Source organism: Alkalimonas cellulosilytica (genome assembly GCF_036325985.1).
GTDB classification, from domain to species: domain Bacteria; phylum Pseudomonadota; class Gammaproteobacteria; order Enterobacterales; family Alteromonadaceae; genus Alkalimonas; species Alkalimonas cellulosilytica.
On record NZ_JAUHLI010000031.1, the window covers coordinates 1 to 16,551 of the forward strand.

The window sequence follows — 16,551 nt, forward strand, 5'->3', positions numbered from 1 at the left end:
CCGAAGCTGGGGTTGGATGCTATGCCCTACAAGGGCAAGGGTATTAGCTTAAAACACCTGTACGCCGAAGAAACGGCCCAATACATTCAGCAGGAAAATGACCGCCAGGATGGCCGGTATAAAGGTTCCCAGCGAGACATCAATGTATTTCTGCATCAGACTGCCTTCAAAGCCAGGATTGCCTTCCCGCATCTCGGCGTGCAGATTAACTTTCTTCCAGCGGTAAATGACAAACAAACACAATAACAAGCCATTGAGTGGCAGGATGCTGTAGTAGAACACATCCATAATCACATCAAAGAACGACTTGTCCGCTCCACCATAGCTCAGAAAGCTGGTCAGCCAGTCAACCCTGCCAAAAGACAAAGCCGATAGAACCGACAGGGCTACCATCACAACACCCAAAGTAATCAAAGAGCGGCGGCGGGAAATGCCCTTGGTATCCATCAGGCTGGCTACCGGCACTTCAATGATCGAAATCAGTGAGGTCATCGCAGCGAAGAACACCAGCAAAAAGAAGAAAGAAGCAACAAAAGAGGCACCAAAGAAACCAATATCCTGCTGCAGGGCCAGGAATATTTTCGGCAACACCATAAAGATCATGCCAATGCTGGAGTCGGTCAACTGGGATGGGTCGATCGATGGATCAGACCAGAACACCGCAGGCAAAATTAACAAGCCAGCGCAACAAGCCACCAGCAAGGATAACCCCGCCACCATTTTACCGGCCCCGACAATGTCATTGTTTTTCTGAATGTAGGAGCCATAGGTAATCAAAATACCCATCGCCAGCGACAGGGAGAAAAATGCCTGTGCCAACGAGTCGGTAAGCACCTGCACATTGATCTTGCTAAAGTCAGGGATTAAAAAGAACTGCACCCCGAGCATGGCGTGATCCAGTGTCAACACATAAGCAACCAACAGCAACAGCATCACAAACAGCGCAGGCATTAAATAGGTAGCTGCCCGCTCGATGCCCTGCTTCACCCCACTTTGCAAAATTAAGAACGTCAGGCCAATCACCACCGCCATGTAGACATAAAGCTCATTGCTGTTGATGAATACGCCAAAAGCGCCATCCTGCGCCAGCGTATCCAACTGGCCCATCACTGCCTTGGCCAGATAACCAAAAATCCAGACCGTTATTACCAGATAAAACACCCCGATCATAAAGGGTGTGATCACCGCCAACCAACCAACCCCATTCCACAGTGGGCTTTGCCCGATTTTACTGTAGGCACCATGTGGGTTCTGCCGGGTATGGCGACCCAGACTCATTTCAGCCAGCATCACTGGCAAGCAGATGAAAAATACAAAGAAGGCATACATCATTAAAAAAGCGGCACCACCATTCTGGCTGGCCATCACCGGAAAGGCGACCAAATTACCGATACCTACAGCAGAACCTGCTGCAGCCAGAATAAAGCCGATCTTAGAACTAAACAGCTCGCGTTTCATTTTGGTTGGGACTCCCTGACATTTATTGTTAGAATTGTTTTTCGTTTTTTCAGCATGCTAACAGGGCCCGTACTGAAATCCTAGCTTTTCGGTCGCTGCATGCAGGCAGCCATCGTTTTTTCAGCACCAATCCAGCTTAATATCCAAGGAATGACCATGTTTTATATGATTTACTCGGAAGACGTTCAGGCCAGCCTGAGCAAACGACTTGCTAGTCGTCCAGCCCATTTGGCACGGTTGGAAGCCCTGAAAGCAGAGGGACGCTTACTACTGGCAGGCCCTTTGCCAGCCATCGATAGCCTGGAGCCAGGCGAAGCAGGTTTTACCGGCTCTTTGGTGGTGGCTGAATTTGAGTCTCTAACCGAAGCCCAGGCCTGGGCCGATGCGGACCCTTATCTGGCAGCCGGTGTTTACGCACGCTCGACGGTCAAACCATTTAAAAAAGTGTTGCCCTAAGGAGCTTTGATGAGTGCAATTCTATTGACCGGTGGTGCCGGCTACATTGGCAGCCACACCGCGCTGGCGTTGCTGCGGGCAGGCTTCGACGTCATCAGTATTGATAACTTTAGCAACAGTAGCGATGAGGCACTTAAACGGGTGCAACAATTGGCTGGCCGCTCTTTGCTTAGTCTGCCAATGGATATCCGAGATGAACAAGCGCTTACAAAGCTTTTTGCAGAGCATGAAATTAGCGCTGTGGTACATTTTGCTGGCTTAAAAGCCGTGGGCGAGTCGACTGAGCAGCCGCTGGCATATTACGACAACAATGTCGCAGGTACTATCACCCTGTGTCGGGTCATGCAACAAGCCGGGGTGAAACGTCTGGTATTTAGCTCTTCTGCCACTGTCTACGGTGACGCCAAAACCATGCCCATTGTTGAAACCGCGCCCCGCTCTGCTACCAATCCCTATGGTCAGAGCAAGCTGATGATTGAGCATATTCTTGAGGATCTGGCCGCTTCCGATACTGCCTGGTCCATTGCCTTGCTGCGTTACTTTAACCCGGTCGGTGCCGATAAAAGCGGCCTGATTGGCGAAGATCCTAATGGCATTCCCAACAACCTGATGCCTTTTATCAGTCAGGTAGCGGTAGGTAAACGAACCGAGCTGAGTGTTTTTGGCAATGACTACCCTACCAAAGATGGTACTGGCGTGCGGGATTACATCCATGTGGTTGATTTAGCCGAAGGCCATTTAAAAGCCCTGGAGTACGTGCAGCAACACTCAGGTATTGATGCCTTTAACCTAGGTACCGGTGTTGGTTACAGTGTGCTGGATATGGTGCAGGCTTTTGCCGATAAGAATAAAGTACCAGTGCCTTATCGCATCGTCGCCCGCCGCCCTGGCGATATTGCCACCTGCTATGCCGACCCAGGCAAAGCCAGGCAATTACTGGGCTGGCAGGCAAAGCTTAGCCTGGATGATATGGTGCAGGACAGCTGGCGCTGGCAGCAACAAAACCCGGATGGTTATCAGTAGCAGTCACCCAAGCAGCAACATACTTTATGGAGCATGTTGCTGCTAATCCCACGATTGAGTGCTTAGCCCCGGCCAGCCCGGCTTGGTTTTTTATTGACCGGCTTGGCAGCCGGGCGCTTAGCAGCTTTATCGTCTTTCACTTTCGGCTTTGGCTTAGCCTTGGTTTCAGTGTTACGCGCTGGTGTCTTTTCAGCAATCTGGTGTTTACGCACCGCACGGCGCACGCCAGCAATGCGGCGACGACGTTCGCTGCGATCTTCAGCTTTGATTAAGCTTTGCGTTTCGGCTGGTAACTTCACCAACTCACGCAGATAATTGACTTCATCCAGACTGCATTCGGAGTAACCACCGGCTGGGATATGTTTTGGCAAATGCAAATCACCGTAGCGTACCCGTATTAATCGGTTGACCACAGTACCCTGCGACTCCCACATCCGGCGCACTTCACGGTTGCGCCCTTCAGTGAGCATCACATGAAACCAGCGATTCAACCCTTCACCAGGCAGTACTTTAATTTTCTTAAAGTTGGCCTGGCCATCCTCCAGCATCACCCCGGTACGCAGCTTCTGGATAATGGCATCGGTGACCTCACCAAACACCCGTACCGCGTATTCACGCTCTACTTCAAACTTGGGGTGCATCAAGCGGTTGGCCAGCTCGCCATCGGTGGTGAAAAGCAACAGCCCTGAGGTATTAATATCCAACCGGCCAATCGCAATCCAGCGCGAGCCCTGCAACTTGGGCAAACGATCAAACACCGTTGGCCGCCCTTCCGGATCGTGGCGTGAGCAAATCTCACCTTCTGGTTTATGATACGCCAGCACCCGACAGATTTGCGCCTCTTCGCTGATGGTCTTCACCACATGACCATCGACCCGGATCACTTGCTGCGGCTCGACACGGTCACCTAAGTAAGCCACTTTGCCATCGACCGAAACCCGACCAGCACTGATCATGGTTTCCATTTCCCGGCGTGAGCCCACGCCGGCCCGTGCTAATACTTTCTGTAATTTCTCACTCATACCCTACTCTCCTGTCGTCCCGACGGTGGTGTAGCGGCCATGCCATCTTCGGCAGCGGCCTCATTTTCTGCTAACGATAGTTGCCTAAAAGCGGTTAATTCCGGCAACTGGCTTAAACTTTGTAAACCAAAGTAGTCTAAAAATTGTGCTGTGGTGGCATAAAGTCCCGGTCGCCCCGGTACTTCTTTATGACCAACCACCTTAACCCACCCCCGATCCAGCAGGGTACGCATGATCTGTGAGCTGACACTCACTCCCCGGATATCTTCAATCTCACCACGGGTGATGGGCTGGCGATAGGCAATCAATGCCAGCGTCTCCAGCACAGCGCGCGAGTAACGGGGCGAACGCTCTGGCCAAAGCTTTGCCAGATACTCGCTAAGCTCTGGCCGGCTTTGGAAATGATAGCCAGAGGCGGTTTCCTGCAATTGTACACCACGCCCGGCATAATCCTGAGTAATTTGCGCCAGGATCGCCTGCAATTTCTTCTTACTGGGGGCAAAATCTTCCAGCACCGTGTTTTGCAAGTCTTGCAACGACAAGGGTTGCTCAGCAGTAAAAATTGCTGCTTCTACCAATTGCAGCAATTGACTGTCGGAAATGGCCCGCTTCATGCTTTGGCTCCGGTGGCAACTTTCAGGTGAATAGGCCCAAACAACGCTACCTGGGTCAGTGTAATCAGTTTTTCTTTGCTTAACTCCAGAATGGCCAGAAAGCTCACCACTACACCTTCACGGCCCTCCTCGAGCTCAAAGCAGGCTTCAAAAGGTAAGTAATCTTTGTGCTGCAACAGCATCAGGATGCGGCTCATCCGCTCGCGGGTCGACATCTGCTCACGCTTGATGTGATGGTGCTGAAAATCACTGGCCCGCTTCATAATATCTTTCAGAGCCAACACCAACTCTTCCAACGCAACCTCCGGCAAGATCACCAGCGGCTGAAAGTTATCGGCCAGCTTGGCCTGACCGCTAAAATAATCGCGTTCCTGGCGGGGCAATTCATCCAGATCGCTGGCGGCTTGTTTGAATACTTCATACTCCTGCAGCCGGCGGATCAGCTCGGCTCTTGGGTCCGCTTCATCTTCATCCGACTCCCGATGCTTAGGCAACAACAAGCGGGATTTAATTTCTGCCAGCATGGCCGCCATCACCAGGTATTCAGCTGCCAGCTCAAAGTTCATTTCCTGCATCAATTCGATGTATTCCATGTACTGTTGGGTAATTTCCAATACCGGCAGTTGCACGATGTCGAACTTGTGCTTTCGAATCAGATACAGCAGAAAATCGAGCGGCCCTTCAAAAGCATCCAGTAATACTTCGAGCGCATCGGGTGGGATGTAAAGATCTTCCGGCCGCTCCAGCACTGCCTCGCCACGAACAAAAGCCAGCGGCAAGGGTTGCTGGACGGTTAAGGGGTCGAGTGAGCTTAGTTCATCCATCAGGCAGCTTCAACGAACGGGCATCATTAACGAAAAGGAGCCGTATTGCCCACACCTTCACGCACAATCACAGGGTCGCCATCCGATAGATCCACCACAGTGGTGGGTGCTTCAGCGATGACACCACCGTGCATAATAAGATCGACCTGCTTTTCCAGCTGCGGACGCATCTCATCAGGATCCGCTTCCGCAAACTGCTGGCCAGGAAGTAATAAAGAAGTTGACATCAAAGGCTCACCCAGCTCTTCCAGCAGCGCCAGCGCAATGCGGTTTTGTGGAATACGCAGCCCGATGGTTTTTTTCTTTTCATTCAAAAAACGTCGGGGTACTTCCTTGGTTCCTTTCAAAATAAAGGTGTACGCGCCCGGGGTGTTGTTTTTAATCAGCCGAAAAGCGGTATTGTCCACTTTGGCAAAGAGGGATAGCTCGGACAGATCGCGACACATCAAAGTAAAATGGTGATCGCCACTGATTTGCCGGATGCGCAAAATGCGATCATGCGCGGTTTTATCGCCTAAATGGCAGGCCAGCGCATAACCACTGTCGGTGGGGTACACCACCACACCACCGCGCTGAATGATCTGCACCGCTTGTTTGATCAAACGCTGCTGAGGTGTATCGGGATGAATATGAAAAAACTGACTCATGATTGTTCTTCTTATTAGTTGCTAAAGCGGCACAGCCGCCAGCATAGCGATTATAACGGGAGCGCCTGTTGCCCTGTCAGTGACCAGTTAGCCCAAACTGGTGTCATCTCTTCGGTTAAATATAGATTTTTTCCCAGCTCATTCCAAGGCGTTGGCTGATGAAAATCGGAGCCAACCGATGCCAGCAAACCATATTGCTGGCACAAAGCCCATAATTCAGCGCGTTGCTGCGGTGTTTGCTGAGGGGAAACCACTTCCATCGCATCGCCGCCAGCAGCGGCAAAATCAACCACCAGACGGCGCAACCATTTACCGGATAACTTGTACTTTAGCGGATGCGCCAGCACCGCCTGACCGCCGGCTTGCTGGATCCAACCAATGGCTTCAGCCAGCTCAACCCAACTGGGTGGCACATAACCGGGCTTGCCCCGTCCCAGGTACTTATCGAAGGCTTTGCCCATATGCTCAACCATGCCTTGCTGCACCAGATAGCGTGCCACATGAGCACGGGTTAAGGCGGCGCCATTGGCCATGGCTTCAACTCCGGCATAAATATCCGGGAGCTTACAACGGCGGCTTAGCCGCTCAGCAATGGCAGCGACCCGCTCGGTGCGCTTTTGCAGCTGCTGTTGCAAACGACCTTGCAGCAAAGCGCAATCAGGGTCGATATTCAGACCGACCACATGAATTTCAAAACTTTGCCAGTTGGTAGACAGCTCCACTCCGGCAATCAGTTGCAAACCAGTTCCGTGCTCTGCCAGATACTGGCGCGCTTCCGGGATGGCAGCAACGGTGTCATGGTCGGTGATGGCCAGCACATCCACCCCGCGCAGCTCAGCTCTTTGCAGCAGCTCCTGTGGCGTGAGCAGGCCATCAGAATGGCGGGTGTGGCTATGCAAATCGATTTTCATACAAACTCCTGGCGAGCTTGCATTATCGCACACTTTAGGGGTAATAACGATTCAAAACATAAGGCTTAACCGAAGTCCTGCCCCCCATTGAGTACTACGCGCAAAGTCACCTTTTCGGTCCCGATCAAACCTGGATTCCGTTGGGTCATAAGGCCGGCGGCTTTCAAAAGAGTACATGGCACCATAGGCATCCAGGCGCAGTAAGGAACCGGAGCTCTGCCAGCTCAAGCCTGCCTGGGCATGCAAATCAAGACGCATGTCTTCTTCGCTATCCAACCACTGTAACCATTGCAGAGGATTAAAGCCAATCATGCCATAAGGGCTGATTGGCTGATTCATGTTTAAACGCACCGTCATAAAGTACCGGGTTTTATCCGGCTGATCGGTGCCTGAACGTGGTAACCGCTGCCCCAGCACGCCAATTTCAGTAAAGAAGCCATCTGAGCGGTCTTGTACAGCCAAATAGCCACCCGGATGAAAAGTATCATCCAACGCATCAGCGCTCACCCCCACAACTCCATGAAAGCGTCGTTTCTTTTGGATAGGGCTGGCCCGATAACGTACATAGGGGGTAATGGCGTCCCGGGCGTGAAAGTCATATGCATCTTGAATCCGTGATGGCACGGACGAATGCGCATTGGTAGGGCCAGCAACAAGCGTCAGCGGCAGGCACAAGCAGCTACTCCAAACAAGTAATCGAAACAACACAGGCATAACAACAGCTTCCATACAATTGTAAAAAAAATGCACCTTAATTGCTGTTTACTGAATGGAATCTGAACATGCCTTTAAAACATATTAGCCATCCAGACATTTATAGGTTTATAATGCTGGGCATACAGTGAACCGTTTTTTTTCTGCAGAGCTCTTGACCTGAACTGAAAATCGCGGTTTGATAGCACAAACGATAATCAAGAACGTGATTAAAGCTAATGCAACTTCTCAATGTTTGTTCATTCACTGCAATCAACTGGTGGTGGCACACTCCCAACGGGCGTGTGTTGTAGGCGTTGTTTTAGCTTTAATAACCTGAGCCCGTTTCGATGAAACGGGCTTTTTTTTGCTTTAAATTCAGAGTGCTTCACAAGCAGAGAGTATTATGATTTTCAGTCACATCACAGAACAAGCCGGAGAAGTCGCCAGTATCGCCATGGCGATCGACTACCAACAGGATCCGTTGGCCTGTTACCAGCAACTGGCAGCCGTCAATCCATGCTCTTTGTTGCTTGAGTCGGCTGAAATCGACAGCAAAGATAACCTGAAGAGCTTATTGCTGATTGATGCAGCCCTTCGCATCGAGTGCAATGCTGACACCGTGCTGATTGAAGCACTCAGTGCCAATGGCGTCACCCTGCTGCCCTTTTTAGCCGACAAGTTGCAAGCTGAAGCCGAAGTGAGCCTACTGCCAGAACAGTTGACCGTGCGCTACACCAAAGCGGATCCGCTGCTGGATGAAGTGAGCCGCTTGCAGGTTGCCAATCCTTTTAGTGTGCTGCGCTGCATTCAGTCGCAACTAAACAATCAGAGTGACGAGCAGTTCGCGATTTTCTTAGGCGGCGCCATTGGCTATGACATGATTGCGACGGTTGAACAATTGCCGGAAGTAGCAGCTGGTGATAATCAATGCCCCGACTACTTGTTTTATCTGGCCGAAACCTTGCTGGTCACCGATCATCAGGCCCGTAGCAGCAAGCTAATCGGCAATGTGTTTTGCGGTGAGCAAGCCGCGGCCAACTGCTTTGCCATTGGTAAGCGTCTGGAGCAACTTAAGCAACTGACCCAACAACAGCAGCCTTTTGAGCGCGCAGTATCGGCAGCTGGCGCAGGCGAGGTGCAAGTTGATATCAGTGATGATGCCTTTAAAGCCGAAGTGACACGGTTAAAGCAGCATATTGTCTGTGGTGATATTTTCCAGGTGGTGCCTTCACGTTGCTTTCAACTGCCTTGCCCTGAGCCCTTAGCCGCTTATGCCCGGCTGAAACAGCTAAACCCAAGTCCTTATATGTTTTACCTGCAGGATCGGACCTTTACCCTGTTTGGCGCCTCGCCCGAGTCGGCGCTTAAATTCGATGCCAGCAATCGGCAGGTAGAGATTTATCCGATTGCCGGCACCCGCCGTCGTGGTTTTCATACCGATGGCAGCATCGATGCCGATCTGGATAGCCGCATTGAGCTGGAACTGCGACAGGATGAAAAAGAAAAAGCCGAGCACCTGATGCTGGTGGATTTAGCCCGTAACGATGTCGCCCGCATTTCGGTCCCTGGCACACGCTATGTCAAAGAACTGCTAAAAGTAGATCGGTACTCTTACGTTATGCACCTGGTTTCCCGCGTCATTGGTACGCTGAAACCAGAGCTGGATGCATTGCATGCCTATCAGGCATGCATGAACATGGGCACTTTGGTGGGAGCGCCGAAAGTCAAAGCCGCAGAACTGATTCGATTGGTGGAACAAAAACGCCGAGGCAGTTATGGCGGTGCTGTCGGCTACTTAAGTGGCGATGGCAGCTTTGACAGTTGCATTGTGATCCGCTCTGCCTACGTGCAGGATGGGATGGCCTCCATCCAGGCTGGTGCAGGTGTGGTGTTCGACTCCGATCCGCAGGCCGAAGCCGACGAAACCCGCAATAAAGCTCAGGCAGTGATCCGCGCCATTCAAACAGCCGCTCAGCAGGAGGCGCTATGACCACCTTGTATATGCTCGATAATATCGACTCCTTTACCTACAATCTGGTGGATGAGTTTGAACAACTGGGCTATCAGCTGAAACTGTACCGCAATACCGTACCGGCTGATTTTATTATGCAGCAACTAAACCGTGAGACAGGCCCTACTGCCCTGGTGCTCTCTCCCGGGCCGGGTGCGCCTGAGCACGCCGGCTGCATGCCAGAGTTGATCCGTCAGGCCGCAGGTAAGGTGCCTTTGCTTGGCATTTGCCTGGGTCATCAGGCGCTGGTGGAGCATTTTGGTGGCGTGGTGGGTCAGGCTGGCGAAACCGTGCACGGCAAAACCTCCGCCATTGCACTGACTGAGCATCCGGTCTTTGCCGGTCTGCCACAACCCTTTCCGGTAGCACGCTATCACTCGTTGATTGCCACTACAGTACCGGAGTCTTTGCAGGTGATCGCCCACTTTAACGGCATACCGATGGCCATCGCGCATCGTAGCCTGCCAATCCTCGGTTTTCAGTTTCATCCCGAGTCCATCCTGACCACACTTGGCAAGCCCTTGCTAAAACAGAGTCTGGATTATTTGATGTCAAGGAGCCCTTCATGATTGCAGAACTGGTGCAAAAGCGCCTGAATGGCGGCAATTTCAGCCAACAAGAAGCTCAGCAATTTTTTTCAGCCGTAGTGGCAGGTGAAGTAGATCCGATAGACCTAACTGCTGTGCTGGTTGCCGGTAAACTGCAAGGCATTCAGGCCGAAGAAGTGGCCGGAGCGGCGCAGGCCCTGCGTGCTGCCGCCACGCCTTTCCCGGTACAGGCACACAACAGCATCGATTGCTGTGGTACCGGCGGTGATGGCAGCAATACCATCAATATTTCCACCACATCCGCGATCGTTGCCGCCGCTGCCGGGCTTTCGGTGGCCAAACATGGCAATCGCAGTGTTTCCAGCAAGTCCGGCTCGGCCGATTTGCTGGAAAGCCTGGGTGTGAATATTCAGCTTTCGCCCGAACAGGCAGCCCACAGCCTGCAGCAGGCTGGTTGCGCATTTTTATTCGCTCCCCTCTACCATGCTGGGATCCGACATGCGATGCCTGTACGTCAACAACTGAAAACCCGCACTCTGTTTAATGTGCTGGGGCCACTGTTAAACCCTGCGGCGCCGGGTTTTCAATTGCTTGGCGTCTATGATCCGGCCTTGGGGCCTGTAATGGCACAGGCACTGGAACAATTGGATGTCCGTACAGCCTGGGTGGTGCATGGCAGTGGTTGCGACGAAATTGCCTTGCATGGGCCCACCGAGGTCACTGAGCTGCATAATGGCGTTATCCGCCAGTTTACACTGACACCCGCCGACTTTGGTTTACCAGAGCGGTCATTGCAGGAACTGGCCGGAGGCAGCCCCACAGAAAATGCTGCTGCCAGTCTGGCCATACTGCAGGGCAAGGGTCTGCCGGCGCATCAGGATGCCATTGCCGCCAATGTCGCTGCCATGATGGCGATTACCGGGATGAACGCTGATCTTAAAGACAACGTCGCCCATATAAAGCAGCTGCTTAGCACCGACCAGGGCTACCGCACCCTGCAATTGATGAAGGAAGCGTCCCATGGCTGATATTTTAAAGAAAATCATTGATTACAAACGGCAGGAAGTAGCCCACTTGAAAGCCGAGCGCCCGTTGGAGAGTTTTTTAGCCCAGGTCAAACCAAGTAATCGCAACTTCCTGGCAGCGCTGCAACAAGCCGGGCCTCGCTTTATTTTAGAGTGCAAAAAGGCTTCCCCTTCCAAAGGGTTGATTCGGCCACACTTTGATTTGGATGAACTGGCAGAGGTGTATGGCCAGTACGCCGATTGCATCTCGGTGCTGACCGATGCCGAGTTTTTCCAGGGCAGCTACGATAACCTGAGTCAAATCCGTGCACAGGTCGACCAACCCTTGCTGCACAAAGACTTTATTATCGATAGCTATCAGATTTATCTTGGCCGCTTAAGTGGCGCCGATGCTGTGTTGCTGATGCTGTCAGTACTCACCGATGATGAATACCTGGAGCTGCACCAGGTAGCCGATGCGCTTGCCATGACGGTATTAACCGAAGTCAGTAACGAAGAAGAAACCAAACGGGCCGTGCAGCTTGGCGCTAAATTGATTGGTATCAATAACCGTGATTTACGCGATTTATCCACCGATCTCAATACCAGCTTCAGGCTCAGCAAACTGCTACCAGCCGATGTCACTCTAGTATCAGAGTCAGGCATTTACACCAATCAACAGGTACGCCAGCTAAGCCAGGTCGCCGATGCCTTTTTGGTTGGCAGCTCTTTAATGGCACAAGCCGATCTGGCTCTGGCCTGCAAGCGCCTGACCCGGGGTGAGCATAAAGTCTGTGGCCTGACCCGGCCGGAAGATGTGCTGGCAGTGCAGCAAGCCGGTGCCTGTTATGCTGGCTTGATTTTTTACAGCAAATCACCGAGGGCAGTGACGCTTGCTCAGGCCAAAGCCCTGGTCGAAACCGCACCTCTGCAATTTGTTGGTGTCTTTGTCAATGAAAGCGAGCAGCAGGTGGCCAGCATCGCTGCCGAGTTGTCACTGGCAGCGGTGCAGCTACACGGCGATGAAGACGATGCCTACCTGGAGCGCCTGCGGCCCCTGCTGCCAGCCGGAACCGAAATCTGGCGCGCTTACCGCATAGCCGATAGCTTGCCCAACTTTACCAACCAAGCCGATCGCCTGTTGCTCGATACCTACCAGCCCGGAGTTGCCGGCGGTACTGGTGAGCGTTTTAACTGGCAATTGCTAAGCAAGCTGCAAAGCAAAGTGCCTGTGATGCTGGCAGGTGGCTTAACCCCTAACAACATTTCGGATGCACTGGCCTTGCCGGTTGCCGGGCTGGATATCAACTCCGGCATTGAGCAAGCACCTGGCATCAAAGATCACGACCTATTATTGACTGCTTTTAACCGGATCAGAGAGTTTTCTTATGACAAAGCGTAGTTTATCCGCCTATTTTGGCGATTATGGCGGCATGTTTGTCCCAGAGTTACTGGTACCCGCCTTAAAGCAATTGGAGCAGGCTTTTATCGATGCTCAGGATGATCCTGAGTTTCATGCCGAGTTCCAGCATCTTCTCACCAGCTATGCCGGCCGGCCCACACCGCTAACACTGTGCCGCAACATATCTCCCAACCCCAAGGTTAAAATTTACTTAAAGCGTGAAGACTTACTGCACGGCGGTGCGCATAAAACCAATCAGGTATTGGGTCAGGCACTGCTTGCCAAGCGGATGGGAAAACACGATATCATTGCCGAAACAGGTGCCGGCCAACATGGCGTAGCTACCGCCCTGGCCTGTGCATTACTTGGCTTAAAATGTCGCATTTACATGGGCGCGAAAGACATCGAGCGGCAGCAACCCAATGTGTTTCGTATGAAGTTGATGGGCGCTACCGTGATCCCCGTCACCGCAGGCTCTGGCACCTTAAAAGATGCTGTGAATGAAGCCATGCGCGACTGGTCTGCAACCTATGAGGAAAGCCATTACCTGCTCGGCACCGCTGCAGGTCCTCACCCCTTCCCAACCATAGTACGTGAATTCCAGCGCATGATTGGTGAAGAAGCCAAGCAGCAGATCCTATCTGAAGAAGGACGATTGCCGGATGCAGTGATCGCCTGCGTCGGTGGTGGCTCCAATGCCATCGGCATGTTCGCCGATTTTATTGACGAGCCATCGGTGCAACTGATTGGTGTTGAGCCCGGCGGGATGGGCATTGATACCCACCAACACGGCGCTGCGCTCAGTACTGGCAGTTACGGCATTTTGCACGGTGCCTACACCGCTATTATGCAAACAGCTGATGGCCAGATTGAAGAGTCCTACTCTGTTTCTGCCGGCCTCGATTACCCGGCGGTTGGGCCGCAACATACCCACCTGCAGCAATCCGGTCGGGCCAGCTATGTCGCCATCAACGATGACGAGGCACTGGCTGCCTTTCAGGCTCTGGCCAGACACGAAGGCATTATCCCGGCCCTGGAAAGCTCGCATGCACTGGCCTATGCCCTGAAGCTGGCTCAACAATCCGATAAAGAGCAAATCCTGCTGGTCAATTTATCCGGCCGGGGCGATAAGGACTTAACGCATGTGCATAGCATTTTAACTGCGCAAAGCGCACAGGAGGAACAGGCATGAGCCGTTATCAGCAGATGTTTAATCGCCTGGAGCAGCAACAACAAGGCGCCTTTGTTCCTTTTGTTACCATCGGGGATCCGAACCTTGAGCTGTCGTATCAGATCATTGAAGCCCTGATCGATGGTGGCGCTGATGCGCTGGAGCTGGGCATTCCATTTTCTGATCCGGTGGCCGATGGTCCCACCATTCAGGGTGCGAATATCCGTGCTTTAGCCGCAGGGGTCACCCCAGGCGGTGCGCTGGGACTGATCAGTCAGCTGCGCGCCAAATATCCAGACTTACCTATTGGCCTTCTGCTCTACAGCAACCTGGTGATGGCCAGGGGAATTGATGCCTTTTACCAACAGGCAGCCGCTGCCGGCGTTGATTCGGTGCTGATTGCCGATGTGCCGCTGCATGAGAGCAAACGCTTTCGCCAGGCCGCCATGCAGCATGGGGTAGCACCCATTTTTATTGTGCCGCCAAACTGCGATGATGACAGCCTGCGTCAGGTGGCGTCGTACGGCCGTGGTTATACCTACCTGCTAAGCCGGGCCGGCGTTACAGGTACTGAAACCAAAGCAGCAGCACCTGCCCATCACCTGATTGAGAAACTGGCCGAATACCATGCAGCGCCCACCTTACTCGGCTTTGGCATCTCAGCACCAGAGCATGTGAAAGATGCGCTGGATAGTGGCGCCGCAGGGGCTATTTCAGGTTCAGCCATTGTGCAGCGGATTGAAAAGCTGCAACACCAGCCAGAAGAACTGTTGCAAGAGCTCACCGCTTTCGTCCGGCAGATGAAAGCGGCTACGCAGCGTTAACTTAGCTTAGTCATCCCCGGTAGCTTCTGCAGCTGCCGGGGCTGAATCCGCCACCTTGCTAAACGCCATATCACGATAGGCATGGCGGCTTCCAACCTGCACCCGGTGTGGCATCAATTCAAAGCCGGTCACCTGACGCTTTGCATTCAGTTGAAACTGGATCAGCGTATCTGCTGCCACATTGGGGTCTTGCCAGCGGATCACAAAGCTGTGATCGGCAAAAGGCTCCATACTGCCTACTTTATTTATCATCCGCTCAGAACGAAAGCTCAGGCCTTCGGGACTGTGCAGGATCTCAATGCCACCAAACCAGCGATCGACAAAATAACCGGCGTAAGCACTGAATGGAAGTAACACTTCGCCGGTCCCGACCGGCAAATCCGGCGCTCGGAGGGCCGCTCTTTGCTCACGTTCTTCCCGCTCTTGTTGCAAAAATGCAATCCAGTTTTGCGGCTCAGGCACTGCCAGATAGCTATCCAGAATGGACTGCATCACTGCCATCCTGGCACCACTGTCCGAGCCATTATTCAGCACCACCACCCCCAGCTCCAGCTCTGGTACCAGAGCAACATAGGCCTGATAGCCGGATAAGGTGCCGGTATGGTGCACCACCTTATGGCCATACATGTCCTGCATCCGCCAGCCAAGACCATAGGCACTGAAATGGGTCTGATGCAGCTGTCGGGTGCGATTGGTCACCGCCATCAGTGTATTCGGTGACCACATTTCCTGCAGTTGCTGCTGACTAAATACCCGGAAGCTATTGGTTGATGCCTGAGACTGCTCGAGCAGATACTGCAGCCATTTGGTCATCTCCGCCGCGCTACATACCAAACCACCTGCTGCTGCCGACATCAGTCCTTTGCCATCAATGCCATTGCGCGGAATACTAAAAAAGTCACCATTACGAGTGCCATAACCTACCGCACTGTTGGCCACCGCCTCTGCCGGCATATCACCGGCATAACAGGCCATACCAAGCGGCTGGAAAATACGTTCTGCTACAAAGTCTTCCCAGGCTTGCTGCGCGACACGGGCGACCAGTTCTGCAGCTGTAATGTAGAACACATTGCTGTAACCGTAATTGCTGCGAAAGCTAAATTGAGGGGTCAGATAGCGTAGATTGTGGATCACTTCCTGGCGGCTAAAACCGGAAGGTTCAGGCCAAATCATACTATCACCAGCACCACCAACCAGGCCGCTGCGATGCGATAGCAAATCACGAATGGTAAACTCACTGGTGACCCAGGGATCCTGCAGCCGAAACTCCGGCAGGTGATCGACCACCTTGTCATCCCAGCTCAGCTTACCCTCATCCACCAAGATCGCCACACTGGCCGCCGTAAAGGCTTTGCTGGCAGAAGCCAGCCGGAAGTAGCTGTCGGCAGCAACCGGTAACTGGTGCTCCAAATCCCGGTAGCCATAGCCAGCCAGATGTACGACTTCCCCCTGATGCACCACAGCGACTGACATACCAGGTGTATCAAATGCCTGCATGGATTGTGTCACTAAGTCAGGGATCGACAGCTCAACGGCAGGCTCAGCCTGGCTCACACTGCATGACAACCAGACAGCAGCAGTCACCAGCTTTAAAGTAGGAATTAAATATTTCATGATAGGAATAATTTATTACGGATGATTCCAGCTTATCACAGCAGGATGAATGCAATCCAGTGCATCATTGTGATCATCTGATGGCTTCGGCTGAGACGCTCCTTCAGGCTCGCCACAACAACTACTCCGGGTATCCTGCCCTACGCCCTTCGGGCCAGCTAAAGCTATTCAAATGTGCTCCCGGCACATTTGTCGCTATCGCTCAAACATGTTGATGTCGATCTGAACGAGGCCTCAGTCTTCGCAGATAGGTGGGAGTCAGGCACTTCAACGCAAAAAGCCCACTCGATTGAGTGGGCTCTTGGCTTTATTGGGTGCCTGGCGGT

Annotated in this window: 16 protein-coding genes; 8 read left to right on the plus strand and 8 right to left on the minus strand. The window is 52.7% G+C overall.

All coding sequences use genetic code 11. The features are described 5' to 3' along the window. Positions 1 to 48: 48 nt before the first annotated feature. Complete coding sequence (locus QWY20_RS17955; protein ID WP_330130358.1) at positions 49 to 1,458, minus strand: sodium-dependent transporter; 1,410 nt, start codon at positions 1,456 to 1,458, stop codon at positions 49 to 51. A 156-nt stretch (positions 1,459 to 1,614) separates the two neighbouring features. Between QWY20_RS17955 and QWY20_RS17960 the strand changes: the two genes are divergently transcribed. Then, complete coding sequence (locus QWY20_RS17960; protein ID WP_330130359.1) at positions 1,615 to 1,914, plus strand: YciI family protein; 300 nt, start codon at positions 1,615 to 1,617, stop codon at positions 1,912 to 1,914. Positions 1,915 to 1,923: 9 nt separating this feature from the next. Then, positions 1,924 to 2,937, plus strand: coding sequence for a UDP-glucose 4-epimerase GalE (gene galE, locus QWY20_RS17965; protein ID WP_330130360.1), 1,014 nt, complete (start codon positions 1,924 to 1,926; stop codon positions 2,935 to 2,937). 62 nt (positions 2,938 to 2,999) lie between these two features. On the opposite strand, the gene rluB is transcribed toward galE, so the two are convergent. Genes rluB through QWY20_RS17995 form a run of 6 tightly spaced genes read right to left on the minus strand, consistent with a single transcriptional unit; the run spans position 3,000 to position 7,579 of the window. After that, positions 3,000 to 3,959 (minus strand): 23S rRNA pseudouridine(2605) synthase RluB, encoded by a 960-nt coding sequence (gene rluB / locus QWY20_RS17970; protein WP_330130361.1) that lies wholly within the window; start codon positions 3,957 to 3,959, stop codon positions 3,000 to 3,002. Beyond that, the gene (gene scpB / locus QWY20_RS17975; protein WP_330130362.1) at positions 3,956 to 4,573 is read right to left on the minus strand and encodes an SMC-Scp complex subunit ScpB; all 618 of its coding nucleotides are present in this window, start codon (positions 4,571 to 4,573) and stop codon (positions 3,956 to 3,958) included. Before scpB ends, rluB begins: the two co-directional genes overlap by 4 nt. Continuing rightward, positions 4,570 to 5,397, minus strand: coding sequence for a segregation and condensation protein A (locus QWY20_RS17980; protein WP_330088302.1), 828 nt, complete (start codon positions 5,395 to 5,397; stop codon positions 4,570 to 4,572). The genes scpB and QWY20_RS17980 overlap by 4 nt, the downstream gene beginning before the upstream one ends. Before the next feature lie 26 nt (positions 5,398 to 5,423). Continuing rightward, positions 5,424 to 6,044 carry an L-threonylcarbamoyladenylate synthase gene (locus QWY20_RS17985; protein WP_330130363.1) on the minus strand — a complete coding sequence of 207 codons (621 nt, stop codon included), beginning with the start codon at positions 6,042 to 6,044 and terminating at the stop codon, positions 5,424 to 5,426. A 50-nt stretch (positions 6,045 to 6,094) separates the two neighbouring features. After that, positions 6,095 to 6,955 carry an RNase RNM gene (gene rnm / locus QWY20_RS17990; RefSeq protein WP_330130364.1) on the minus strand — a complete coding sequence of 287 codons (861 nt, stop codon included), beginning with the start codon at positions 6,953 to 6,955 and terminating at the stop codon, positions 6,095 to 6,097. Between the two features lie 51 nt (positions 6,956 to 7,006). Beyond that, the gene (locus tag QWY20_RS17995) at positions 7,007 to 7,579 is read right to left on the minus strand and encodes a hypothetical protein (protein ID WP_330130365.1); all 573 of its coding nucleotides are present in this window, start codon (positions 7,577 to 7,579) and stop codon (positions 7,007 to 7,009) included. Between the two features lie 475 nt (positions 7,580 to 8,054). Here QWY20_RS17995 and QWY20_RS18000 point away from each other — a divergent pair, with 475 nt between their 5' ends. From QWY20_RS18000 to trpA, 6 genes are read left to right on the plus strand one after another with little or no spacing between them, the layout of a single operon-like run. Further along, positions 8,055 to 9,641 (plus strand): anthranilate synthase component 1, encoded by a 1,587-nt coding sequence (locus tag QWY20_RS18000; protein ID WP_330130366.1) that lies wholly within the window; start codon positions 8,055 to 8,057, stop codon positions 9,639 to 9,641. Continuing rightward, complete coding sequence (locus tag QWY20_RS18005) at positions 9,638 to 10,231, plus strand: aminodeoxychorismate/anthranilate synthase component II (protein ID WP_330130367.1); 594 nt, start codon at positions 9,638 to 9,640, stop codon at positions 10,229 to 10,231. The genes QWY20_RS18000 and QWY20_RS18005 overlap by 4 nt, the downstream gene beginning before the upstream one ends. Then, positions 10,228 to 11,238 carry an anthranilate phosphoribosyltransferase gene (gene trpD / locus QWY20_RS18010; protein ID WP_330130368.1) on the plus strand — a complete coding sequence of 337 codons (1,011 nt, stop codon included), beginning with the start codon at positions 10,228 to 10,230 and terminating at the stop codon, positions 11,236 to 11,238. Before QWY20_RS18005 ends, trpD begins: the two co-directional genes overlap by 4 nt. Continuing rightward, positions 11,231 to 12,616, plus strand: a complete 1,386-nt coding sequence (gene trpCF / locus QWY20_RS18015; RefSeq protein ID WP_330130369.1) for a bifunctional indole-3-glycerol-phosphate synthase TrpC/phosphoribosylanthranilate isomerase TrpF — start codon at positions 11,231 to 11,233, stop codon at positions 12,614 to 12,616. Before trpD ends, trpCF begins: the two co-directional genes overlap by 8 nt. After that, a complete protein-coding gene (gene trpB / locus QWY20_RS18020; RefSeq protein ID WP_330130370.1) occupies positions 12,603 to 13,808 on the plus strand; it encodes a tryptophan synthase subunit beta in 1,206 nt (401 codons plus the stop codon). The genes trpCF and trpB overlap by 14 nt, the downstream gene beginning before the upstream one ends. Further along, positions 13,805 to 14,611, plus strand: coding sequence for a tryptophan synthase subunit alpha (gene trpA / locus QWY20_RS18025; protein ID WP_330130371.1), 807 nt, complete (start codon positions 13,805 to 13,807; stop codon positions 14,609 to 14,611). Before trpB ends, trpA begins: the two co-directional genes overlap by 4 nt. 6 nt (positions 14,612 to 14,617) lie before the next feature. Here the strand turns inward: trpA and QWY20_RS18030 are convergent, their stop codons facing one another. Further along, the gene (locus QWY20_RS18030; RefSeq protein ID WP_330130372.1) at positions 14,618 to 16,225 is read right to left on the minus strand and encodes a serine hydrolase; all 1,608 of its coding nucleotides are present in this window, start codon (positions 16,223 to 16,225) and stop codon (positions 14,618 to 14,620) included. Positions 16,226 to 16,551: the final 326 nt, after the last annotated feature.